At 60.6% G+C, this 23,793-nt stretch carries 24 protein-coding genes; 22 read left to right on the forward strand and 2 right to left on the reverse strand.

Annotated elements, in window-relative coordinates; translation table 11 throughout:
• Positions 1 to 2: 2 nt before the first annotated feature.
• Genes RHEC894_RS03420 through fliP form a run of 8 tightly spaced genes read left to right on the forward strand, consistent with a single transcriptional unit; the run spans position 3 to position 5,277 of the window.
• Positions 3 to 347, forward strand: coding sequence for a flagellar hook-basal body complex protein FliE (locus tag RHEC894_RS03420; RefSeq protein ID WP_085736185.1), 345 nt, complete (start codon positions 3 to 5; stop codon positions 345 to 347).
• Between the two features lie 19 nt (positions 348 to 366).
• Complete coding sequence (gene flgG, locus RHEC894_RS03425; RefSeq protein WP_085736187.1) at positions 367 to 1,155, forward strand: flagellar basal-body rod protein FlgG; 789 nt, start codon at positions 367 to 369, stop codon at positions 1,153 to 1,155.
• Positions 1,156 to 1,171: 16 nt separating this feature from the next.
• Entirely contained in the window at positions 1,172 to 1,654 is a 483-nt protein-coding gene (flgA, locus tag RHEC894_RS03430; RefSeq protein ID WP_085736189.1) for a flagellar basal body P-ring formation chaperone FlgA, read from the forward strand.
• Positions 1,651 to 2,772, forward strand: a complete 1,122-nt coding sequence (locus RHEC894_RS03435; protein WP_085736191.1) for a flagellar basal body P-ring protein FlgI — start codon at positions 1,651 to 1,653, stop codon at positions 2,770 to 2,772. The genes flgA and RHEC894_RS03435 overlap by 4 nt, the downstream gene beginning before the upstream one ends.
• Positions 2,769 to 3,311, forward strand: coding sequence for a MotE family protein (locus RHEC894_RS03440; protein ID WP_085736193.1), 543 nt, complete (start codon positions 2,769 to 2,771; stop codon positions 3,309 to 3,311). Before RHEC894_RS03435 ends, RHEC894_RS03440 begins: the two co-directional genes overlap by 4 nt.
• A complete protein-coding gene (gene flgH / locus RHEC894_RS03445; RefSeq protein WP_085736195.1) occupies positions 3,308 to 4,024 on the forward strand; it encodes a flagellar basal body L-ring protein FlgH in 717 nt (238 codons plus the stop codon). The genes RHEC894_RS03440 and flgH overlap by 4 nt, the downstream gene beginning before the upstream one ends.
• 12 nt (positions 4,025 to 4,036) lie before the next feature.
• Positions 4,037 to 4,543 carry a flagellar basal body-associated FliL family protein gene (locus tag RHEC894_RS03450; protein WP_085736197.1) on the forward strand — a complete coding sequence of 169 codons (507 nt, stop codon included), beginning with the start codon at positions 4,037 to 4,039 and terminating at the stop codon, positions 4,541 to 4,543.
• Complete coding sequence (fliP, locus tag RHEC894_RS03455; RefSeq protein WP_085736198.1) at positions 4,540 to 5,277, forward strand: flagellar type III secretion system pore protein FliP; 738 nt, start codon at positions 4,540 to 4,542, stop codon at positions 5,275 to 5,277. Before RHEC894_RS03450 ends, fliP begins: the two co-directional genes overlap by 4 nt.
• A 59-nt stretch (positions 5,278 to 5,336) precedes the next feature.
• Here the strand turns inward: fliP and RHEC894_RS03460 are convergent, their stop codons facing one another.
• The gene (locus RHEC894_RS03460) at positions 5,337 to 5,870 is read right to left on the reverse strand and encodes an alpha/beta fold hydrolase (RefSeq protein ID WP_085736200.1); all 534 of its coding nucleotides are present in this window, start codon (positions 5,868 to 5,870) and stop codon (positions 5,337 to 5,339) included.
• Between the two features lie 103 nt (positions 5,871 to 5,973).
• Between RHEC894_RS03460 and RHEC894_RS03465 the strand changes: the two genes are divergently transcribed.
• Complete coding sequence (locus tag RHEC894_RS03465) at positions 5,974 to 6,450, forward strand: Lrp/AsnC family transcriptional regulator (RefSeq protein WP_085736202.1); 477 nt, start codon at positions 5,974 to 5,976, stop codon at positions 6,448 to 6,450.
• Positions 6,451 to 6,504: 54 nt separating this feature from the next.
• On the opposite strand, the gene RHEC894_RS03470 is transcribed toward RHEC894_RS03465, so the two are convergent.
• Positions 6,505 to 8,421 carry a glycosyl transferase gene (locus RHEC894_RS03470; protein WP_085736203.1) on the reverse strand — a complete coding sequence of 639 codons (1,917 nt, stop codon included), beginning with the start codon at positions 8,419 to 8,421 and terminating at the stop codon, positions 6,505 to 6,507.
• A 430-nt stretch (positions 8,422 to 8,851) separates the two neighbouring features.
• Between RHEC894_RS03470 and RHEC894_RS03475 the strand changes: the two genes are divergently transcribed.
• The 13 genes from RHEC894_RS03475 (at position 8,852) to RHEC894_RS03535 (ending at position 23,774) form a co-directional block, all read left to right on the forward strand.
• On the forward strand, positions 8,852 to 9,757 hold the full coding sequence (locus tag RHEC894_RS03475) for a flagellin (RefSeq protein WP_085736205.1): 906 nt from the start codon (positions 8,852 to 8,854) through the stop codon (positions 9,755 to 9,757).
• A 282-nt stretch (positions 9,758 to 10,039) separates the two neighbouring features.
• Positions 10,040 to 10,948, forward strand: coding sequence for a flagellin (locus RHEC894_RS03480; protein WP_010062695.1), 909 nt, complete (start codon positions 10,040 to 10,042; stop codon positions 10,946 to 10,948).
• Positions 10,949 to 11,195: 247 nt separating this feature from the next.
• Positions 11,196 to 12,107: a flagellin gene (locus tag RHEC894_RS03485; RefSeq protein ID WP_085736207.1), complete on the forward strand. Its 912-nt coding sequence runs from the start codon at positions 11,196 to 11,198 to the stop codon at positions 12,105 to 12,107.
• Positions 12,108 to 12,405: 298 nt separating this feature from the next.
• The gene (locus tag RHEC894_RS03490) at positions 12,406 to 13,368 is read left to right on the forward strand and encodes a flagellin (protein WP_085738843.1); all 963 of its coding nucleotides are present in this window, start codon (positions 12,406 to 12,408) and stop codon (positions 13,366 to 13,368) included.
• A gap of 198 nt (positions 13,369 to 13,566) precedes the next feature.
• Positions 13,567 to 14,196, forward strand: a complete 630-nt coding sequence (locus RHEC894_RS03495) for a hypothetical protein (RefSeq protein ID WP_085736208.1) — start codon at positions 13,567 to 13,569, stop codon at positions 14,194 to 14,196.
• Positions 14,193 to 15,575, forward strand: a complete 1,383-nt coding sequence (locus RHEC894_RS03500) for a MotB family protein (protein ID WP_085736210.1) — start codon at positions 14,193 to 14,195, stop codon at positions 15,573 to 15,575. Before RHEC894_RS03495 ends, RHEC894_RS03500 begins: the two co-directional genes overlap by 4 nt.
• A gap of 4 nt (positions 15,576 to 15,579) precedes the next feature.
• Positions 15,580 to 16,875, forward strand: a complete 1,296-nt coding sequence (gene motC / locus RHEC894_RS03505; RefSeq protein ID WP_085736212.1) for a chemotaxis protein MotC — start codon at positions 15,580 to 15,582, stop codon at positions 16,873 to 16,875.
• A complete protein-coding gene (locus RHEC894_RS03510; RefSeq protein ID WP_085736214.1) occupies positions 16,872 to 18,320 on the forward strand; it encodes a flagellar hook-length control protein FliK in 1,449 nt (482 codons plus the stop codon). The genes motC and RHEC894_RS03510 overlap by 4 nt, the downstream gene beginning before the upstream one ends.
• Positions 18,268 to 18,825, forward strand: coding sequence for a lytic transglycosylase domain-containing protein (locus tag RHEC894_RS03515; RefSeq protein WP_010068813.1), 558 nt, complete (start codon positions 18,268 to 18,270; stop codon positions 18,823 to 18,825). Before RHEC894_RS03510 ends, RHEC894_RS03515 begins: the two co-directional genes overlap by 53 nt.
• Positions 18,826 to 19,105: 280 nt before the next feature.
• Positions 19,106 to 19,777, forward strand: coding sequence for a winged helix-turn-helix domain-containing protein (locus tag RHEC894_RS03520; RefSeq protein ID WP_085736218.1), 672 nt, complete (start codon positions 19,106 to 19,108; stop codon positions 19,775 to 19,777).
• Between the two features lie 126 nt (positions 19,778 to 19,903).
• Positions 19,904 to 21,211 (forward strand): flagellar hook protein FlgE, encoded by a 1,308-nt coding sequence (locus tag RHEC894_RS03525; protein WP_085736220.1) that lies wholly within the window; start codon positions 19,904 to 19,906, stop codon positions 21,209 to 21,211.
• Between the two features lie 19 nt (positions 21,212 to 21,230).
• The gene (flgK, locus tag RHEC894_RS03530; protein WP_085736222.1) at positions 21,231 to 22,718 is read left to right on the forward strand and encodes a flagellar hook-associated protein FlgK; all 1,488 of its coding nucleotides are present in this window, start codon (positions 21,231 to 21,233) and stop codon (positions 22,716 to 22,718) included.
• Between the two features lie 3 nt (positions 22,719 to 22,721).
• Entirely contained in the window at positions 22,722 to 23,774 is a 1,053-nt protein-coding gene (locus RHEC894_RS03535; RefSeq protein ID WP_085736224.1) for a flagellar hook-associated family protein, read from the forward strand.
• Positions 23,775 to 23,793 lie beyond the last annotated feature (19 nt).

The raw sequence follows: 23,793 nt of genomic DNA on the forward strand, positions 1-23,793 counted from the left end.
TAATGATCAGCAGCGTCCAGAATGTCAGCAACCTTTCGATGACCCGTGCGCTCGGCGCCGTCGACACCGAAAATTCCGCCTCGTCGTCTGCCGCCACCACCATGCCGGGGACCGCGGGTGCAGCCAACGGCATGAGCTTCGCCTCCGTCATGGGCAACATGGCGACAGACGCGGTCACCAGCCTGAAGGGTGCGGAAAGCATGTCCTTCGCCGGGATCAAGGGCACGGCGACGACGCGAGAGGTCGTCGATTCCATGCTCCAGGCCGAGCAGACGCTGCAGACCGCGATCGCCATCCGCGACAAGGTCGTCTCGGCCTTTCTCGAAGTCACCAAGATGCAGATGTAACTGATTTGAGGACGAACACATGAGAGCGCTCGCCATCGCAGCAACGGGCATGGATGCCCAGCAGACCAATCTGGAAGTCATCGCCAACAACATCGCCAACATCAATACGACGGGTTTCAAGCGCGCCCGCGCCGAATTCTCCGATCTTCTCTACCAGACCGAACGGGCCAAGGGTGTCGCCAACCGCGCCAACCAGGCCGTCGTTCCCGAAGGCGCCAATATCGGTCTCGGCGTCCAGACCTCGGCGGTCCGCAACCTGCATCTTCAGGGCGAACTGACCCAGACCGGCAACGACCTCGACGTGGCGCTGATCGGCAAGGGGTTCTTCCAGATCCAGTCGACTGACGGGACGACGCTCTATACCCGCGCTGGCGCCTTCAACAAGAACGACCAGGGCCAGCTCGTCACCGTCGACGGCTACGAGGTCCTTCCCGGCATCACCATTCCGACGGGCTCGACCGAGCTGACGATCAGCCGCTCCGGCGAGGTTTCGGCCAAGCTGCCGGGCGCGACGAGCGCGACCACGCTTGGCCAGTTGACGCTTGCCGACTTCGTCAACGAGGCGGGCCTCCAGCCGATCGGCGACAATCTCTTCCAGGAAACTGCCGCCTCCGGCGATGCCGTTGTCGGCAATCCTGACGAGGAAGGCTTCGCCTATATGAAGCAGGGTTATCTGGAATCGTCGAACGTCGACCCGGTGAAGGAAATCACCGAGCTGATCTCGGCCCAGCGCGCTTACGAAATGAATTCCAAGGTGATCACCACCGCTGACGAAATGGCCTCCATCGTCAGCAAGAACCTGAAGTAAAGGGAAGGGCCGAAACATGATGTTTTGCCGGGCAGGACACATCTCAGGATGGGTGGCGGCAGCCACGATCGCAGTCGCGGGCATTTTCTTGCCCGCGAAGGTGGATGCCGGCATGGGTTATGCCGTCGTCCCGACGACGATCATCTACCCCGGCGACACATTGTCGGCCAGCCAGCTTCAGGAGGTCGAGGTTACCAATCCCAACCTCGCCGGCGATTTTGCCAAATCCATTTCCCAGGTCGAAGGCCTGGTCTCCAAGCGAACGCTGTTGCCGGGCCGAACCATTTCGGTTTCTGGCCTGCGCGAAGCCTATACGGTGACCCGCGGCTCTTCGATCCGCCTGGTCTTTTCGCTCGGCGCGATGACCATCTCGGCTGCCGGCACGCCGCTCGAAGACGGTGCGACCGGGCAGCTCATCCGCGCACGCAATATGGATTCCGGTGTTATCGTCAGCGGCACGGTGCTTGCGGACGGCACGATCCATGTGAGGGCAAAATGAAATTGTTCTTCCGCTTTTTTACCCTTGTCGCGGTTCTCGCCATGAGTTTGGCCGACGTCGCGCCCGCTTGGGCGCTGACATCCCGTATCAAGGACATCGCCTCGCTTCAGGCCGGCCGCGACAACCAGTTGATCGGCTACGGCCTGATCGTCGGCCTGCAGGGAACCGGCGACGGCTTCCGTTCGTCCCCCTTCACCGAGCAATCGATGCGGGCGATGCTGCAGAACCTCGGCATCTCGACACAGGGCAGCCAGTCCAACGCCAAGAACACGGCGGCGGTCATGGTCACCGCCAACCTGCCGCCCTTCGCAAGCCCCGGCAGCCGTATCGACGTCACAGTAAGCTCGCTCGGCGACGCAACGTCGCTGCGCGGCGGCACGCTTGTCATGACCTCGCTTTCCGGCGCCGACGGCCAGATCTATGCCGTCGCGCAAGGGGCCGCCATCGTTACCGGTTTTCAGGCCCAGGGCCAGGCAGCGACCGTGACCGAAGGTGTTACCACCGCCGGCCGGGTTCCGGGCGGCGCCATCATCGAGCGCGAACTGCCGTCCCGCTTCAAGGATTCGGTCAATCTCGTCCTGCAGCTGCGCAACCCCGACTTCTCGACGGCGATCCGTATCGCCGACATCGTCAACGGTTATGCCTCGGCGCGCTTCGGCGGCGCGGTCGCCGAAGCCAAGGATTCGCAGGAAGTGGTGATCCAAAAGCCGCGCACGGCCGATCTCACCCGACTGATGGCCGACATCGAAAATCTCATCGTCGAGACCGATACGCCGGCCAAGGTTGTGATCAACGAGCGCACCGGAACGATCGTCATCGGCTCGGATGTCCGCGTCTCGCCGGTTGCCGTCAGCTACGGTACCCTGACGGTGCAGGTCACCGAGACGCCGCAGATCATCCAGCCCGAACCCTTCTCGCGCGGCGTAACTGCGGTCCAGCCGCAGACCGATATCGCCGCTCAGCAGACCGGCGGGCGCGTCGCCATCATCGACGGTCCCGACCTCAGGACCCTCGTCGCCGGCCTCAACAATATCGGCGTGAAACCGGATGGCATCATCGCCATTCTCCAGGGCATCAAGTCGGCGGGCGCCCTGCAGGCGGAGCTCGTGCTGCAATGAAGACGATCCTCAATCCCGACATGACGGTTGTGCAACTGCTGCGCCGGCTGGCGCTGCCGGCGGCAGGCCTCGTGCTCCTGTCGATCCCGAGCGCCTTCGCGCAGGAGCACGCGCCGGCGGGCGACATCACCTCCCAGGACGAGATCAAACAGTTCTGCACCAATATCGCCGACCCCGCCCGCGATCAGCGTTACCTCCTGCAGAAGCAGGAACTGGAAAAGCTTCGCGCCGACATCGACGCCCGCGTGGCCGAGATGGACAAGCGCAAGGCCGAATATCAGGACTGGCTGAAGCGGCGCGACGATTTCCTGAAGCAGGCCGAAGCCGGCCTCACCGAAATCTACAAGAAGATGAAGCCGGATGCCGCTGCACTCCAGCTGCAGGATATGAATATCGAGGTGGCCTCAGCCGTGATCATGCGGCTCAGCCCGCGCCAGTCGAGCCTCATCCTCAACGAGATGGACGCGAAGAAGGCCGCGGCCATCGCCAGTATCATCGCCAGTGCGTCCGATCCCAATACGTCGAAGGATCCTTCATGAATATGCGTTTCCCGGCCGCGATCGCCGCCCTCGCACTCCTTGCGGGCTGCCAGTCTCCGACGGCGGTCAGCGAGATCGGTCGTGCGCCCGCCATGAGCCCGATCGGCAGCGGCCTTGCCTACGGCCAGACGCCGCAGATGGCGCTTTATCCGAAGCAGCCGCGCGCCGTCGCCCAGGGTTATTCGCTGTGGAGTGATTCGCAGGCCGCCCTCTTCAAGGATGCGCGCGCGCTCAACGTCGGCGACATCCTGACCGTCGACATCCAGATCAACGACAAGGCCTCCTTCGACAACGAGACCAACCGCAGCCGCACGAACTCGAGCGGCATGAACTGGGACGTCAACGCCCAGATCTTCGGCTGGACGCCTCAGTCCAAGACCGACCTGACCTACGGCTCCGACACCAGCACCGACGGCAAGGGCAAGATCGAGCGCACCGACAAGATCACCCTTCTGGTCGCCGCCGTCGTCACCGGCATTCTCGAAAACGGCAACCTCGTCATATCGGGCTCGCAGGAAGTCCGCCTGAACCAGGAACTGCGCATTTTGAATGTCGCCGGTATCGTTCGTCCGCAGGACGTCAATTCCGACAACCAGATTTCCTATGACAAGATCGCCGAAGCCCGCATTTCCTACGGTGGCCGTGGCCGCCTGATGGAAGTGCAGCAGCCTCCGCGCGGCCAGCAGGCCGTCGATCTTTTCTCGCCGCTTTGAGGCTGAACGACGATGGCAGACGAAGACACAAGCGCAGGCCAACCGAAGAAGAAATCCGGCCCGCTGATGACGATCATCGGCATCGCCGTCCTGACGCTCCTCGGCGCCGGCGGCGGCTGGGCGGTCGGCACGATCGTCGCGCCCAACATCAAGGGCGCCAAGGAGGCCGAGCAGGCCAAGGACGCCGAGGCCAAGAAAAAGGCCGAGGAAGGCCTGGCCCGCATCTCGACCGAGGCCAACAACATCGTCCAGCTCGAGCCGATCACCTCGAATCTTGCCTACCCCTCGGAAAACTGGGTGCGACTCGAGGTCGCGCTGCTGTTCAACGGGCCGCCTGACGTGAAGGTTTCCGAGGATATTCATCAGGATATCCTCGCCTATATCAGGACCGTTTCCCTGCAGCAGATCGAGGGGCCGCGGGGCTTTCAATATCTAAAGGATGACATACAGGAACGTGTTGACCTTCGCTCGCAAGGGCGGGTATCGAAGGTCATGTTCAGGACATTTGTCATCGAATGATTCGTCTCATAGTTTTCCTTGCCGCCATGATGGTGGTGCCGGAACTGGCGGTGGCACAGCAGCTGCCGACTGACTTGTTGAACGTGCCGGTCGATGGCTCCGTCGCCGCCTGGATCATCCGCACATTCGGCCTGCTGACCGTTCTTTCGGTCGCGCCCGGTATCCTGATCATGGTGACGAGCTTTCCGCGCTTCATCATCGCCTTCTCGATCCTGCGCTCGGGCATGGGCCTGTCCTCGACGCCCTCCAACATGATCCTGCTGTCGCTGTCGCTGTTCATGACCTTCTACGTCATGTCGCCGACCTTCGATCAAGCCTGGCAGAACGGCGTGCAGCCGCTGCTTGCCAACCAGATCAACGAGACCGAGGCGGTCCAGCGTATCGCCGAACCCTTCCGCACCTTCATGGCGGCCAATACACGCGACAAGGATCTGGCGCTCTTCGTCGATCTGGCGCGCGAACGTGGCCAGAACATCCAGACGACCGATCCGATCGACTACCGGGTGCTGATCCCGGCCTTCATGATTTCCGAGATCCGCCGCGGTTTCGAGATCGGCTTTCTCGTCGTGCTGCCGTTCCTCGTCATCGACCTGATCGTCGCCACCATCACCATGGCGATGGGCATGATGATGCTGCCGCCGACATCGATCTCGTTGCCCTTCAAAATTCTCTTCTTCGTGCTGATCGACGGCTGGAACCTGCTCGTCGGCAGCCTAGTGCGCTCATTCCACTGACCGCTGCGGCCTCTGCTTTGGCCACGAGGAACTTCGGTTCCTCGACAGAGCGGTTTTTGCTATGCGCGGCTGGCGAAATCCATCAGCAATTCCAGACCTTCTGGCCAGTCACCCAGATCGCTTTGGCCATTGATGTGGCCGACCGCGCCGATGACTTTCAACTCGCTGCCCCATTGCTTTGCCCGCGTTTCGGCATAGGGCAGCGAGCCATAGGGGTCATTGGTGCTTGCGACGATCAGCGATCGAAAGCCGAGCTGCGCCTGCGGTACATCCGCAAAGCCTGCAGCGTCCGCAGGAAAGCGCGAAGACAATGGGTCTGGCACGGCGGCGAGGAACGCTCCCCTGATCGGCGAAGAGGCACGCTGGTGCCAATGTGCTACAAGCAGGCAGGCAAGACTGTGCGCGACGAGAACAGGTGGTGTTTTGGCTCCGCGCACCGCTTGGTCCAAGGCGTCGATCCAGTCGGAAAGATCCGGCTGATCCCAGCTCGTCGGCGCAAAACGGCGTATGGCTGGATTTGCATCCTCCCAACGGCTCTGCCAGTGCGTGTGTCCGGAATTGCCGATGCCCGGCAGATGAATGAATTCGGTCATATCTCGCCTCTTCTCGCTTCAGCGGAAGTATGGCGGTTTACACCTGCGAACCAAATTGGCATCTATCGGAAAAGTACGGGGTAATCCGATAGATTGAAGGTTGATGGCAAAGCGCACCGATACCACACCGGATCTCGATCCGACCGACATCGCCATCATCGAAGTCTTGCAGGATGATGGACGCATCAGCGTCTCCGAGCTCGGAAGGAAGGTCGGCCTTTCCCAGCCGGCCACGTCGGAACGTCTCAAACGGCTTGAAGAACGCGGTATCATCAAGGCCTACAGAGCCGTCATCGACCCCGCCGCGGTCGGACTTGGCATGATGGCCGTTATTCGCCTGCGCACCACGCACGAGCATATCAAGACATGCCTGAAGCAGTTTTCCGATATGCCGCAGATTATAGAGGTTCTAAGGCTGACAGGAGAGGATTGCTTTCACCTGAAAGTCATTGTTCCCACGCCGGCCGACCTTGAAAGCATCGTCGATGCCATTGCACGCTACGGCTCGGTCACGACGGCCATCGTTCTGCGCCGAGAGCCGCCTAAACGTATCGGGCGTGAACTGATTGCAAAGAGGTAAATACCCGCTGAGGCGAACAGGATCGCTTCGGCGGGTATTCCGTCTCGGAAAGCCTCACTCGGCCGCGAACGGCGCCGTCCGTGGCGGCAGCGCCGCAATGTCCATATGGTCCGGTGCGAGACCCTGCTTGGCACGCTCGGCCATGATTTCATAGGCCCGCTCCAGATGGTGGCAGAAGCGTTCGGCGTCGAAGAGCGGCGCGATATAGCGCTTCTCCTTGAGGTGTGCCTTGTATTCGGCGATCCGCCCGGGATTCTCGGCCAGCTCGACGGCGAGGTTCTCGTAGGCCTGCAGGTCGTCTGCCACGAGCTCAGGCAGATCGATGGCTCTCAGCAGGCTCTCGCTGACGCGTGAGGCGAAGTTGGTGCCTTTGAGGGTCAGCACCGGCAGGCCGCCCCAAAGCTGCTCCGAGGTGGTCGTATGGCCGTTGACCGGGAACGTATCGATGCCGATATCGGCCGCCTGCTGGCGGTCGATATGGTCTTCATAGTGAGCGCGCGGGCAGAAGATGATCCGCTTCGGCGAAATGCCTGCCGCCTGGAATTGCTTCAAGAGATTTGCCTGGTTGCGCGGTGTGTTCGCCATCAGCCAAAGCACGCTGTTCGACGCGCGCTTGAGAATACGGCACCAGCTATGGACGACCTCAGGCGTAATCTTGCGGTTGCCGTTGAAGGACGCGAAGATGAAGGCGTCTTCCGGCAGACCGAGCTGCTCGCGGGTGACCGGACGTGGCTTCGGACGATGCATCGGATCGTTCGGCTGATAGCTCTCCGGCAGCCGGCAGAATTTTTCGTGGAAGAACGGCTTTGCCACTTCGGGTAAAACGAAATGATCGCCGATGACGTAGTCGAGGTCGATGTTGACCGTGCTGCCGGGAAAGCCGAGCCAGCCGACGTGCACGGGTGCGAGCGGCTGGTTGAAGGCGGCCGCGCGGCTGCCTGAAGTATGGCCCTTCAGGTCGACCATGATGTCGATATTGTGCTCGCGCACGACGGCCAGTACCGCCTGGTCCGAGAAGCCGTGAATGTCGACGATCCTGCCCCAGCGGCTTCGATCGGTGTCATTGTGCTTCAGATATTCCGGGCCGGTATGGCAGAAGAGCGTCACCTCGAACCGGTCCTTGTCGTGCAGTTCGAGAATGCGCTGCAACAGCTTCATCGTCGCGTGGCGATCCCAGAAGTCCGACGACATGTAGCCGATCCGGATCTTGTTCGACCAGATGTGCGGCTGGTTGCGGCGGGACGCGACCCGTTCCTGGTTGAGCGGGGTCGTGCCGATCGTGGCATATCGGTTGAAATTCTCGTTGCCGCACCAGTGCAGATGATAGAAGGGGTTGTCCTTGCGCAGAATATCGAGATCGCCTTTTGCCAGGGTTCCGTCGATCACCGCCTGATGCTTGGCTGCCTCTTCGAAATCATTGAACTCGCGAGCGAAAACAAGGTGGAGAAAGCGGAAGGCGTGATTGCCCGGAAAACGCTTGAAGAGGTTGCGCGCAAGCGTCTGGTTGGTTGCGTCGTTCAGATCGTCGCTCAGAAGCAGGGCGGCCAGGCGCATATGATCGGGATTGGCACTCTGTGACAGCACCGTCTTGAACGGACGAATGATATCGCGCTGCTGACGCTTCAGATAGATCGCCGTGATGATGAAGGCGAGTTCGGCATCCTCCTGCGCTCTGGTTAGGTTGCGCATGGCGATCAGCAGAGCTTCGTCCTCGCTGCCGGTCTCGTAATAGAGCTTGGCAGCCTGCTTCTGATATTCGTAGGCGTTCGGTCCTTCGCAATTCCCGGCCAGGCCATAGGCTTTCGCGGCATCGGCCTTGAAGCCGAGCTGCACGAGGTTTTTGGCCAGCAGCGCATAGGTCTTGGCGTCCTGCTGGATATCCATGAGCTGGTTGAGCGTCGCCAAGGACTGTGTGTAGCGGCCCGCCTGGTAGTCTCTGGATGCCGCAGAGAACGAAACTTTGCTGTTCAAAACCCAACTCCGTAAAGGAAATGTTCTGGCATGGCTGTCGATCGCCGGGCGGGCGCGAGCCGTCCTCCCTGAAAACAGGGGGATCGATCCGATGATGCTCTCCCGGCGGCTGCCACATTCGCATACGAAGCTTGCTTGAAACCGGCGTCGCACGAAGACGCTTCCTTTGCGGACAGGAAACGGTTTCTTTCCCCGTATGTTAGCATGCGAAGGAATAGATTCAGCCGGCATTAACTATGCGATGTAAGGGGCCGGCACGGGCGCTCCATTTTTAAGAAGTTGGCAAGCATTGGCTGCGAGATTGCCCTGGACATGACGGGTTTGGGCCAAACAAAAAAAGGCGCCGAGTAGCATGAAGCTGGTCCGTCATCGCCGGTACTACAGTCCGGTATGTCCTCCTTTTTGTATCTAGTTTCCAGGGGACAGATTTATGACAAGCATTAACACCAACACTTCCGCACAGGCCGCTCTCCAGACGCTGCGCAACGTCAACCAGGGTCTCCAGTCAACCCAGGCTCACGTTTCGTCCGGCTATCGTGTCGGCAAGGCATCTGACAACGCGGCTTATTGGTCGATCGCAACGACCATGCGCTCGGACAACAAGGCACTTTCTGCCGTTTCCGACGCTCTCGGCGTAGGCGCTGCCAAGGTCGACACCGCTTACACCGCCATGGACAGCGCCATCGACGTCGTCGGCGACATCAAGGCCAAGCTGGTTGCCGCCACTGAAAACGGCGTCGACAAGGCCAAGGTCCAGGAAGAAATCGGCCAGCTGCAGCAGCAGCTCCTGAGCGTCGCTCAGTCGGCTTCCTTCAACGGCGAAAACTGGGTCGCCGGCGCCAACGGCACCAAGAGCGTTGTTTCCTCCTTCGTCCGCGACGGCTCCAACGCCGTTTCGGTCACCACGACCGACTACGTTCTCGACAACGGCTCCGCGGGCAACGTCCTGTTCGGCATGAGCGGCGGCTCGGTCGAAACCTCCACGGGCATTCTCGGTACGTCGACTGGCGCGACCGGTTCGATCTACTCGATGGACATCACCAACTTCACCGCCGGCCAGATCCAGACGGCTCTGAGCAACGTCGAATCGGCTCTGAAGTCCATGACCAGCGCCGGTGCTGCTCTCGGCTCGCTCTCCAAGCGTATCGACAACCAGGACAACTTCGTCTCCGCGCTCAGCGCTTCGATCGACTCCGGTGTCGGCCGCCTCGTCGATGCCAACATGGAAGAAGAATCGTCCAAGCTCAGCGCCCTGCAGACCCAGCAGCAGCTGGCGATCCAGTCGCTGTCGATCGCGAACTCCTCTTCGCAGAACATCTTGTCGCTCTTCCGCTAAGAGCGGTCGGCACAAGGTTTCCAAGTTTCGCGGCCGGGTCACTCCCGGCCGCGAAATGTTTTAATATAAGGTTAATGAAAATCCATCTAAGTACCCGATATTTTTACATTATTTTCAATTCCAATTTAGCTTTCCTTAACCATCTTGCTGTTTTCTAGGCCCATCGAAACGGCGAGTTAACCTTAACGAGAATGGTTAACAGGCATGATGCTGATCGCTGTGGGCCGGCCGAAAATCCGGAATGTCCCTTCTTAAAATCTGCCAACAAGGGGCAAACAAGCTATGACGAGCATCAACACCAATAACGCTGCAATGGCAGCCCTCCAGACTCTGCGTGGCGTCAACCAGGGTCTCCAGACGACCCAGGCTCACGTTTCGTCCGGCTATCGCGTCGGCAAGGCTGCCGACAACGCTGCTTACTGGTCGATCGCAACGACCATGCGTTCGGACAACAAGGCACTTTCCGCTGTTTCCGACGCTCTCGGCCTCGGCGCCGCCAAGGTCGACACCGCTTACTCCGCCATGGACAGCGCTATCGATGTCGTCGGCGACATCAAGGCCAAGCTGGTTGCCGCCACTGAAAACGGCGTCGACAAGGCCAAGGTCCAGGAAGAAATCAGCCAGCTGCAGCAGCAGCTCCTGAGCGTCGCTCAGTCGGCATCCTTCTCCGGTGAAAACTGGGTTGCCGGCGCTAACGGCACCAAGAACGTCGTTGCCTCCTTCGTCCGCGACGGCTCCAACGCCGTTTCGGTCGTGATGACCGACTATGTTCTCGACAACAGCTCCGCGGGCAACGTTCTGTTCGGCATGAGCGGCGGCGCGGTCGAAACCTCGACGGGTATCCTCGGTACTTCGAACGGTGCGACCGGTTCTGTCTACGCAATGGACATCACCAACTTCACCCTCGGCCAGATCCAGTCGGCTCTGACCAACGTCGAATCGGCTCTGAAGTCCATGACCAGCGCCGGCGCTGCTCTCGGCTCGGTCTCCAAGCGTATCGAACTGCAGGAAAATTTCGTCTCCGCGCTCAGCGACTCGATCGACTCCGGTGTCGGCCGTCTCGTCGACGCCGACATGGAAGAAGAATCGTCCAAGCTCAGCGCCCTGCAGACCCAGCAGCAGCTGGCCGTCCAGTCGCTGTCGATCGCGAACTCTTCTTCGCAGACCATCCTCTCGCTGTTCCGCGGCTAATAACCCGCAGAAATATCGGCCCGCCGTTCGCCGGCGGGCCTCCAGCAATCAAGCCGCGCTTCGATGGAGCGCGGCTTTTTTAATGTCTGTTAACGATCGATTAACCATAATGCTGTCTTCTGCGTCCAACGAGACGGCGGGTTAACCAAATTTAAGAACCGGTTAACAGGCATGAGGCTGGTCCCCGTTCCCGGTAACTTTCCGGAATGTCCCTTCCTTTCAACTGCCAACAAGGGGCAATCATTTCATGACCAGCATTTTGACGAACGTCGCGGCGATGGCCGCTCTTCAGACTCTCCGCGGAATCAATGACGGCCTCGAGGCGACGCAGAACCGCGTATCGTCGGGTTATCGCGTCGAAAAAGCGTCCGACAACGCCGCCTACTGGTCGATCGCAACGACCATGCGTTCTGATAACAAGGCGCTTTCCGCCGTCTCCGACGCTCTCGGCCTCGGCGCCGCCAAGGTCGACACGGCTTACTCCGCAATGAGCAGCGCCATCGACGTCATCAGCGAAATCAAGGCGAAGATCGTCGCCGCGACCGAAAAGGGCGTCGACAAGACCAAGGTCCAGGAAGAAATCGGTCAGTTGCAGCAGCAGCTGCTCAGCATCGCCCAATCGGCTTCTTTCTCCGGTGAAAACTGGGTTGCCGGCGCTGACGGCACCAAGAGCGTGGTTTCCACCTTCGTGCGCGATGGCAACGGCAATGTGTCAGTCAAGACGACGGACTACATTCTGGACACGAGCTCTTCGGGCAACGTTCTCTTCGGCATGACCTCGACCGGCACGATCGACACGACCTCCGGCATTATCGGCACGTCATACGGCACGATCGGTTCGATCTATTCGATGGACATCAGCACCTTCGGCTCGGTTGAGATCTCCATGGCCCTGACGTCGATCGAGGCCGGCCTGAATGCGATGACCAAGGCTGCATCGCAGCTCGGCTCGATTTCCACCCGCATCGACCTGCAGGAAAACTTCGTGGGAGCGCTGAGCGATTCGATCGACTCGGGTGTCGGCCGCCTCGTCGATGCCAATATGGAAGAGGAATCGAGTAAGCTGACGGCATTGCAGACCCAGCAGCAACTGGCCATCCAGTCGCTGTCGATCGCCAACTCCAGCGCTCAAAACATCCTCACGCTGTTCCGCAGCTAAGTCAGGCGCTGAAGCTGGACCGAATCTTGCGCCATCGCCTGGCAGCAAGCCAAAAACCTCCCGAACCGCGCTCGAAACGGCGCGGTTCTTTCATTTATATCAACGGCTTAACTGGAATTTCGATCCACGCTTGGCGCTCGCCGCTGCGCTCTTGCCGAACAGGTTGATATCGAGTTACCTTTGCATCGAGTTGATTTGCTTTGCGATACGCCGGTGGAAATTTCGCCGGAGGCATGACGCCATTTCGGTCGCCGCCGGCAATCCGGCCTGCCCTTTCATCTTATTCCGAGACCTGTCGATGACCGTTAAGATTACCAGCGCGGCCGCGGTGAATGCGCTTGCGGTGCTGCGCAGCATCAACAAAGAAGCCAGCCAGACCCAGCAACAAGTTTCCTCGGGATATCGTATCGAGACGGCGGCCGACGATGCGTCCTACTGGTCGGTTGCGACCGTTATGCGCTCGGACAGCACCAATCTCGGCACGATCGGGGATGCGCTTGGTCTCGGCGCTGCCAAGGTCGATGCAACCTACACGTCGATGAATTCGGCGATCGATCTCATCGGCCAGATTCGCGCCAAGCTGGTTTCAGCAAGAGAGCCTGGTGCCGACAAGGACAAGATCAACGCTGAGATCAGCGAATACAAGGAACAGCTGCAGACCGTCGTCGAATCGACGTCGTTTGCCGGTGAAAACTGGCTGCTGAACGGCGATTCCGCCGCGCCGCCGACGTGGTCGGTCATCTCGGGCTTCGTGCGCGCGCCAACCGGCGAATATCAGGCCCAGAGCATCGATTTCCCGTCGTCACAGACCATTCTCATCGACAAGAACGATGCAAGCGGCGGTCTGTTCACCAAGGCGGTCGATGCCAACGCGATCAATAACAGCGGTACGACGTCGCGCAATTATTATCTGCTGAACGCCAACTCGACCACGCCGGCGACGGGTACGGAAGTCGCGATAGACAAGAACACGACAGACTCGCAACTCGCCGACATGCTCGATGTGACCGACTCGCTGCTCTCGTCGCTGACGACGACGGCCGCTTCGATCGGCGTGATGAAGACGCGCATCGACGATCAGATAGATTACACCGCCGATCTCTCCGATTCGATCGACAAGAGCGTCGGCGCCCTCGTCGATACCGACATGGACGAGGCTTCGATCCGGCAGAAGGCGATCGAAACCCAGAAGCAGATGGCGGTCGAGGCGATCTCGATCCTCAACACGGCTTCGAGCAAGATTCTGATCCTGCTGGAGTAAAGCTGGGCGCGATCGCGGATGGCGGCGCCATTCATCCTCGCGCAAGTTTGACTTCCTAGTTTCCGGCATGAGGGCATCGTCCGAATCCGTGCCGGCGCAAGGTCAAGCCCTTGTCCGCTTCGAAGGGGACATGCCGGCGCGCAAGGTCATTTTGAGCGGAGCGAGTATGCTGCCGCCTCCCGCATGGGATGGATTTTTATGAGCATTACGCTTTCCCGGTATTTGAAGGATTTCGGTGAACCGGAACCGCCGGCACCGATCATCGACATGGATGATTTCGCCAGCAATGGTTTCGCCGAAATGCCGAGCGAACCGGCGATCGACGTCGAGGCGGAACGCCGCGATGCCTATGCGGAAGGTCATGCCGCAGCGACGGCTGATTTGACCGGGAAATACGAAGGGGAGGCGCGGGCGCTGGCTGAGACCCATGCGCGCCAGCTCGAGGAACTGAAGCTTCGCTACGAAGTCGAGGCAGCGGCGATCATTGCCTCCCGCATTCGCGATATCGCCGAAGAGGTCGCGCAGATGGTCAGTGCCGGCGCCGCCGCGGCCATCGCCCCGGTCATGACCGAAGCGCTCGCCGCCAAGGCTGCCGAAAACCTCGCCGTCCTGTTGCGCGACGCGATCCTTGAGGGTGCGGCCGGACCGATCGTCGTCAAGGGTCCGGCCCGGCTTTTCGAGATATTGCAGGCCGAACTCGGCGAGCATGCCGAGGCGGTTCGCCATTCTGAGACCGACGATATCGATCTCGCCGTCGAAATCGGTGAATCCGTCATCGTCACCCGTATGTCGGCCTGGGCGGCCAGCTTGAAGAAAGTTCTCGAATGAGCGACGGCGAAAACCATCACCACGGCAAGAACGAGATCATCATCGTCAAGAGACATGGCGGTGGCGATCACGATGGCGCCCATGGCGGCGCATGGAAAATCGCCTATGCCGACTTCATGACGGCGATGATGGCGTTCTTCCTGGTCATGTGGCTGGTCAATGCCGCCAACGAGGAGACCAAGGCCTCGGTCGCAACCTATTTCAATCCGATCAAGCTCTCCGACGAAAAGCCGACCGAGAAGGGACTGAAGAAGCCCGTCGACAACGCCGAGGGCGAGGAGAAGCAGGAGAAGTCGAAGCAGAAGGAAGAAAATCCGAACGACGGCAAGGCCTCGGCGGATGGTGACGACCAGACATCGACATCAGGCGACCAAACCAATTATTCCGAAGCCGATTTCTTTGAAAATCCTTATTCGGTTCTGGCCGAGATCGCCCAGGAAGTCGGGCAGCAGGCTAATGTCAGCGCCAAGGGTGATGGCGGTGCGGCCGATTCCGGCCCGGCCACCGGCGCCGATGGCGGCGAGGCCTATCGTGATCCCTTCGATCCGGATTTCTGGACGAAGCAGGTCGAGGTCACGACGGCCGGCAAGTCCGCGCCTCCGGGCAAGAGCGACCAGCAGGCGGCCGAGAGCGGAACAACCGAGATCGCCAAGGTAGAGGATATGAAGCCGATACCGCTGACCACGGATCAGAAGGCCGTCGCCCAGGAGACTACGGAAACCAAGGAAACAACGGAGACCAAGGGCGCGGCCGAGGCCAAGGACGGCAAGGCGCCGGGAGACAAGAAGGCTGACGACAAGAAGGCTGGAGATAAGAAGACCGGCGATAAGAAGGCTGGCGACAAGAACGCCGACGCGCAAAAGGATGCCGATCACCAGAAGGATGCCGACAAGAGCGCAGCCGAGGCCCAAGAGCAGAAGCAAGCAGAGCAGTTGCAGGCCGAGATCGCCCAGCAGATCGGCGGCGTCGCCGGCAAGCTTGCCGAAGGTCTGACCGTGACGGCATCCGAAGGCGGGCTGCTGGTCAGCATCTCCGACCAGACCGACGATTCGATGTTCAATATCGGTTCGGCCGTTCCACGCCAGGAAATGGTGCTCGCCATGCAGAAGATCGGCGCCGTCCTGAAGGAGAGGGGTGGCGCGGTCGCCATCCGCGGCCACACGGACGGGCGCCAGTATAAGGGTGCGCAGAACGAGAACTGGCGGCTTTCGATGGATCGCGCCCAAAGCGCCTACTACATGCTCGTGCGCGGCGGCCTAGACGAGAAGCGCATTTCCCAGGTCTCCGGCTTTGCCGACCGTCGGCTGAAACTGCCGGACGACCCGTTCAACGCGACCAACCGCCGGATCGAGATTCTGGTGCAGGCGGATCGAGGATAACAGGATGGCGCGTCGGCAGCATCGCTATGTCGGATTTGTGGCCCTCGGCCTGGCGATGCTTTCGCCCGCCACAGGCAAGGCGCAGGATCCGGATGATCTTGCGCCGTACAAGATGCTGCGGTCGCTGCAGTTCGTGCAGGATTCCGTCGTCGGTGGCGATCATTCGGCCGGTGAGATGCAGCGCTTCATGCTGGGCACGATCGACCAGCGGCTGCGCACCGTCGAGACTTCGGTTTTCGAGGACGATCGCAATGTCGACGCAGCGCTGATCTACGCGATGAGCGGCGGCAATCCGCAGACGCTCGAATATCTGATCGCCCACGACGTCAACGGCTATTTCGACAACCGTGTCACCGATGTGCTCAGAAAATATCTGAGCGGCAAGGGGCTGCTCGTCGCCAAGACGCTGGAGGAGATGGCCAGGGAATATCGCGACAAGAAGATCGGTCCTTACCTTGCGCTGATCGGCGGCAACGTGCTGATCGCGACGAAACCGACCGACGCGCTGGATCTCTACGACCAGGCGCGGCTTGCGGCACCCGGTACGATCGTCGAGGAAGCGGCGTTGCGCCGCTCCGTCGCCATCTGCGTCGACAAGGGGCTGCTCGACAAGGGAATGGCCTATTCGCAGCGTTATGTCAGGCGCTTTCTGCATTCGCCCTATGCCAGCCAGTTCGCCGATCTTTTCGTCGCACTCGTCGTCGGCCACGATCACGACGTCAAACCGCAGGATGTCGTCGACATCCTCTCTTTCATGGATGCGCCGCGCCAGCGCGAGGTCTATCTGCGTATCGCCCGCGCGGCCGCGATATCAGGCAAGCCGGATCTGGCGCATATGGCGGTCGAGCGTGTGCAGTCGCTCGGCGCCGGCACGGACAATGCGTTCGGTCCGCTGGCGGATTTCTATGGCGGCATGGCCGGCCTTCCCACCGAGGATATCGACCGGGCGGCGAAGAATGTCAGCGGCATCGCCGGCAATGCGCTTTCGCCGCGCGATCAGGCGCTGCAGGCAGCGGCGCAATCGGTTGCCGAGCAGATCCTGCGCGCTCCCGATCCGACAAGCCTGACGCAAGCCTCGAATCCTAACACTGACCATCAAGAAATCACTTCTGAAAAGGCTGCGGCTACAGTTCCGCAACCGGGAGCGCCAGGCGCGCTTCCCGAGCCTGTTCCGGGAGGCGTGGCATCGACTGGCCAGAGCCAGGGTGCCGACCCCTCATTCAACGCATTTGTGACGACCAATCGGTCCAAGCTCGACGAGATCGACGGTCTTCTGGCGCAGGAAGGCAACGAACAATGATGGATATGAGCGTCTCGGGCGGAGCCGGTGCGGAGACGGCTGCGGCTGCGAAATCTGCGCGGCCGGCCGGAAAAGATGATGCCAGCGGCCAAAAGAACGGCTTCTTCGACGCGCTTGCCAAGGCAAGCGGCGGCGCCGTCAATGACGATGCGAACGATGGACAGCCGGGTCAGGGTGTGGTTGCCGATGCCGCTGTCGCCGCCGAGAAAGTCGCGCGGACGATCCGCGGCCGCAACGGCGCAAAGCCGTTGATCGATCTCAGCGACGCCGCGCTGAAGGCACAGGCGCAGGTGCAGCCTGAGAGCGTCCCCGAGATCGTCAATGTCGAAAAGGCCGGGGCAAAGTCCGTAAAGGCCGCGGTCAAAATGCCGGCCGATCTCGCCTTTGGCAAGCTCGACCCCAAAGACCGCTCGGCCGACGAGATCGCCCAGGCTGCCAAAGGCGGCAAGCACATCAAGGCCGACGCGCTGGAAACCGAAACGGACGAGGACAGCGCCGATGATGACGGCGGCATTTCCGACGTCCTCGGGCTGCTGAAGCGGGATTCTGCCGACGGTGCGGTTGCCTTGCCGGCGGCAGGCGCGCATCACGCCTCTGCCGGAGCCGATGAAGTCAAGCCCGCCGGCAAGAAGGTCGACGGTATCGACGCCAAGACAGGCGGTCATGCTTCCGACGCCCTGGCAGCCGTCAGCGGCAACCTCGAAAGCGCTAAGGCGGATGTTCCCGGCGCGGAAAATGCGGAAGCCGCCGATGGCAGGACGTTCAGGATCAGCCGAGCCGACGGCCGCGGCGTGTCGATGGATGTGCACCTCGGCACCGATCAGGCAGAGGCAAAGGACGGCGCGAGGAAGAGCGATGTCGAAAACGTCTCGGTCCTCGAATCGCGCCGCTATATCGGCCTGATGCAGAATTCGAATTCCGCCGCCGTCACCGCCGCTCTTTCGGGCGATTCCGAATGGGCGCGCGCCATGGAGCCGAGCTCGGCGCTCTCCAACGCGGCGGAGTGGACGAGCACCGGCAAGGTGGTCAACACGCTGAAGATCCAGATGAACCCGCTCGATCTCGGCCTGGTGACCGCGACCATGCGCCTGTCCGGTGACGCCTTGAACGTCGATCTCAAGGTCGAAACCGGGGCGGCCTATCGTCAGATCAAGGAAGATCACGGCAAGATTCTCGAAGCTCTGCGCAGCCAGGGTTACGCCGTCGACAACGTCACCATCAGCATGGCGCCGGTCGAGCGCAGCGACGCCGGCAACCGGGCAGGCAGCCAGGGTCAGGCCTCCCAACAGCAGTCGCTCCCCCAGCAGGGGCAGGGCGGCGAGGCGCGTGAGCGCCATAATCAGACGGCACAGCGGACGGGCGGGGGCTTCAATGGTGCAGGCGAGACCGGTATTGACGAGGTTTCTGCTGGCCGCAGCAGCGGCACTGGCGGCGTTTACCTCTGAGGCCAAGGCCTCCACCGGCGCCTGCGAACGCGAAATCCAGTCGGCGGCTGCCAAATACGGCATCCCGGTCGGCATCCTCTATTCGGTCGGTCTGACGGAGACCGGCCGCAAGGGATCGCTCTATCCCTACGCCATGAACGTCGAAGGCAAGGCGATTTTTCCGCCCTCGGAACAGGACGCGATGAGGCAGTTCGACGTTGCCCGCAGCAGCGGCGCCAAGCTCATCGATATCGGCTGCATGCAGATCAACCACTATTATCACGGCGAAAATTTCGCCTCGGCCGAGGATATGTTCGACCCGCATCGCAACGTCGAGTATGCGGCAAAATTCCTCCGCAACCTGCATGACCGTCACGAAACATGGACGATGGCGGTAGCCAGATACCATGCAGGGCCTAACAATGACCCCGCGCAGAAGCAATATGTCTGCCGCGTCATCGCCAATCTGGTCGCCACCGGTTACGGCAAGTGGACTCCCAATGCGAGTAACTTTTGCCAAAATTGATTCAACCGAAGATGGAAGAGGCCTATTGTGACGAAACTGTGTCACAATATGGCAGGAATCCGGCATGAATCGCCTGCGCAAGTCATAATTAAGGGAGTGTTAACTTTTCCACGAATTTTTGGTGTGCATAATCAACTGTACCCACTAGATATAGATCAAATCGCTACCCGGATCTTAATCAATTATTAATTTCTGCCATTAACTTTAACGAGTTGTCGCCGATTCGCACGATTCGTACCCATAGATCATTGAAGTGCCACACTGATTCGGAGGCGGACGAATGATCGTCGTGGTTGATGAGCGTGAGCTCGTGAAAGATGGATATACATCTCTGTTCGGCCGTGAGGGCATTCCCTCCACCGGCTTTGATCCAACCGAATTCGGCGAGTGGGTGCAGACCGCTGCCGATTCCGATATTGCGGCAGTCGAGGCGTTCCTGATCGGTCAGGGCCAGCGCAACTACGAACTGCCCCGGGCGATCCGAGATCGTTCGATGGCGCCGGTGATTGCGGTCAGCGACCAGCATTCGCTCGAAAACACCCTTGCGCTGTTCGATTGCGGCGTCGACGATGTCGTGCGCAAACCGGTGCATCCCCGCGAAATCCTCGCAAGGGCGGCTGCGATCCGCCGCCGGCTGAAGGCGATCGCCAATTACACCGAGATTGGCGGCATCCGCGTCTTCTCGGATGGCCGTGACCCCGAGATCAACGGCGAAGTCTTCGCGCTTCCCCGGCGCGAGCGCCGCATCCTCGAATATTTGATCGCCAATCGCGGTCGCCGGGTCACCAAGACCCAGATCTTCAACGCTATTTACGGCATCTTCGATGAAGAGGTCGAGGAGAACGTCGTCGAAAGCCACATCTCGAAGCTGCGCAAGAAGCTGCGCAAGAAGCTCGGTGTCGATCCGGTCGATTCCAAGCGCTTCCTTGGCTACTGCATCGATTGGGGCTGATTTTTTAGGCCGGGCGGCGGCGCCCGGCTGAACCTCGATATTGGCCTCGCAGCTCGCCATGACAGACAGCTTCACGCAAGGCCCGACAAATACTCTTGAGCTTAACAGGTAAAACGAGGTTTTCAGATGAGCATTTTCGGCAGCATGAAGACGGCGGTATCGGGGATGAACGCGCAGGCGAACCGTCTCAGCACCGTCGGCGACAACATCGCCAACGTTAACACGACCGGTTACAAGGCCGTGTCGACGAGCTTCTCGTCGCTGGTTCTGCCTTCCTCGGGCGGCAACTACAATTCCGGCGGCGTTCAGACCTCCGTCCGCCAGGCCGTCTCCGACCAGGGCGATATTTCCTACACCACGTCCGCGACCGACCTTGCGATCTCCGGCGACGGCTTCTTCATCGTTCAAGGCCCTGACGGCACGCCGGTTCTGACCCGTGCCGGCGACTTTCAGAAGGACGATGAAGGCAATCTCGTCAATGCCGCCGGCTTCGGCCTGATGGGATATTCCTACGACGCCGGCTCTCCGGCCGTCGTGGTCAACGGCTTCGATGGCCTCGTTCCCATCAACGTCAACCAGGAAGGTCTGACCGCCATCGCCTCGACATCCGGGGTCTTCAAGGGCAATCTCGATTCCGGTGCCAATATCGCCCCGGTCGCTCCTGCGACTTTGCCGAGCGCCAACCTTGCCACCACGACAACCGACACCAAGAAGTTCTCGATGGTCGCCTACGACACGCTCGGCAACAAGGTGATGTACGACTTCTACTTCACCAAGACCTCGGTCGCGGCGACGCCGCCGCCAGCGCCGCCTGCCGTTAACAGCAGCTGGCAGGTTGCGATCTTCCGCAACGCCAATGCGGCAACTGGCGGCACGACCTCCTTTCCCTATAGCGCTGGCGGCGCCGTTGGCACGACCACGCTCGATTTCGACGCCAACGGCAAAATAACCAACTCGACGGGTACTGTTAACATCGCCGATACGGTGACCGGTCAGACCATCAAAATGGATCTCTCCGGCTTCACGCAGCTCGGCGCCGCCTTTGCCGGCACCGGTACGCCGAACGGCCAGGCTGCAAGCCCGGTCAAGGACGTCACGATTGATGGCGACGGCATCGTCTACGCCAAGTACGAGGATGGCACCAACAAGCCGCTCTACCGTATCCCGCTTGCTAACGTCGCAAGCCCGGACAAGCTGACGCTGATGAGCGGCAACGTCTACAGCGCCAACGGCCAATCGGGCGTCACCGTCACCGGCTTCCCGCAGACCAACGGTCTCGGCACGATCAAATCGGGCGCTCTCGAAGGTTCGAACGTCGACCTCGCCGGCGAACTGACCGAGATGATCGAGGCGCAGCGCAGCTATACCGCCAATTCCAAGGTGTTCCAGACTGGGTCCGACATCATGGACGTTCTCGTCAACCTCAAGAGATAAGCAGGGTAACGGGTAAGCCATGTCGCTCACGTCAGCACTGAATACCGCGCAGGGAATATTCAACAATACCGGCACGCAGAGCAGTGTCGTATCGAACAATATTTCGAATGCGGGCAACAAGGATTACGTGCGCCGGCAGGCGATGCTCACCACGTCCCTGAACGGCGCGCAGGTCGTCAAGATCGACCGGGCGCAGGAAGATGCTCTCCTGCGCCAGTATCTGAAATCGTCTTCTCAGGACAGCGCCCAGCAGGCGTTGCTGAGTGGTCTCGATGACCTCAAGTCGATCATGGGTGGCAACGACTACGAAACGTCGCCATCCACCTACCTCGGCGTTTTTCAGCAGAAGCTTCAGGCCTTCCGCACGGCGCCGGGCAGCACCGTTGCCGCCCAGGGCGCCATCACCGCCGCCCAGGACGTCGCCAACTCGCTGAACAACGCATCGCAATCCGTTCAGGACGTCCGCGCCGGCGCGGACAAGCAGATCGCCACCGACGTCGATAAGCTGAATACGCTCCTCAGTGACTTCGAGAAGGCCAACAATGCGGTGAAAACCGCGACGGCCTCGGGTGCGGATGCATCCGGCGCCCTCGACGAACGCGAGAAGGCACTCAAGCAGATTTCGCAGATCGTTGGCGTCAACACGACGACGCGCGACAACAACGATATGGTGCTGAGCACCACCGACGGGACGATCCTCTTCGAGACGGTCCCGCGCAAGGTGACGTTCAAATCGCAGGATGTCTATACCGCCACGATACTCGGCAATTCGGTCTATGTGGACGGTGTGGCGCTTCCGCGTGGCAGCGGAGCGACGACGACAGGGCAGGGGAGCCTCCAGTCGCTCCTCCAGGTCCGCGACGAGATCGCCCCGAACTTCCAGAAGCAGCTCGACGAAATCGCCCGCGGCCTGGTCTCGCTTTTCAAGGAGCAGAACACGGCAGCTGGTCCGGCCTATGTACCCGGCCTCTTCACCTGGAGCGGTGGCACGGTCGATACCGGCGCCACCGCGATTGCCGGCATGGCCTCGACCATCACCGTCAGCAGCCGGGTCATCACCTCGCAAGGCGGCGACCCGATGCGCCTGCGCGATGGCGGCGTCAACGCCACTGGCCTCGTCAGTAACCCCACCGGCCTCAGCGGTTATACGACCGACCTCGATCGCCTCTATACGGCGCTGGGCTCCGACATCGATTTCGACCCCGCGGCGGGGCCGGCAGTCGGTTTTGACGCGACGACGGGCATCGATTCCAACGTCAGCATCATGGAATATGCCACGAATTCCCTCGGCTGGCTCGAGCAGTATCGCAGCAACGCCACGACGGCGGCCGAGAACACTTCGGCGGCGCTGTCACGCTCCGACGAAGCCTATTCCAATGAAACTGGCGTCAACCTCGACGAGGAACTGACGCTGCTCCTCGACATCGAGCAGTCCTACAAGGCGGCGACGAAAATCCTGAACGCCGTTGACGAAATGTTGAAGTCATTGCTGGATATTGCGAGTTAAGCCATGAAGAGCTCATTTATTTCAAGTTCGGCCATTCAGAATGCGATGCGCTTGACCATTCGTCAGGGGCAGAACCAGATGACGAAGGCGACGATGGAAGCAACGACGGGAGTCTATGCCGATATCGGAGTCTCGCTCGGCGGCAATGCCGCCCGAAGCGTGGATTTCAGCCGCGAGGTCGACAGGATCGACTCGATCAAAGCAAGCAATTCGCTCGTCACCGCGCGCATGGAATCCTCGCAGCTCGGCCTTTCCAAGATGAAGGACGTCGGTGACGGCCTCGTTTCGAAGCTGACGGCGCTCCAGGGCAGTCACGATCCAGGCAGCATTACCGTCGCCATCCAGTCGGCGACCAGCGCGCTCTCCACCATGATGGACACGGCCAATACCATGGTGAACGGCGAATACCTGTTCTCCGGCATCAACACCGACGTGCAGCCGCTGACCGACAAGACGACGGCGACGAGTGCCGCCATCGTTACGGCGCTGAACAGCTATGCAGCCGGTCTCGCGCCCCCGAAGGCGGTCAGCGCGCTCACAGGCGCCGAGATGGAAACCTTCATCACGGGGACGGTCGAGCCGATGTTCAGCCAGGCAAACTGGACCAACGCGACGACCGGCTGGTCGCAGGCATCAAACCAGAACATGACGAGCCGCATCAGCAATTCGGAAGTGATCGAATCCTCGACCAACGCCAATTCCGAAGGCATGCGCTACATGGCACTCGCCTCGGTGATGACCTCGGCGCTGCTCGGTCAGAACCTCAGCGCCGATGCGATGAGCACGGTGTCCAAGCAAGCGATCACTTACACGACGAAGGCGACCAGCGGCCTCGTGACGCAGGCAAGCCAGCTCGGCCTTTCCCAGGAGCGCGTCAAAAAGTCCAACGACGCTCTCGACGCCCAGTCGAACATTATCAAGAACAAGCTCGTCGATCTCCAGGGCGTCGATCCCTACGAAGCCTCGACCCTCGTCAAGACTTTGGAAACGCAGCTTGAAACGGCTTACACGATCGTCTCGAAGATCCAGCAGTTGAGTCTCGTAAACTACCTTTGATGATCAAAGGCGCGCACAG

Source organism: Rhizobium sp. CIAT894 (genome assembly GCF_000172795.2).
GTDB lineage: Bacteria > Pseudomonadota > Alphaproteobacteria > Rhizobiales > Rhizobiaceae > Rhizobium.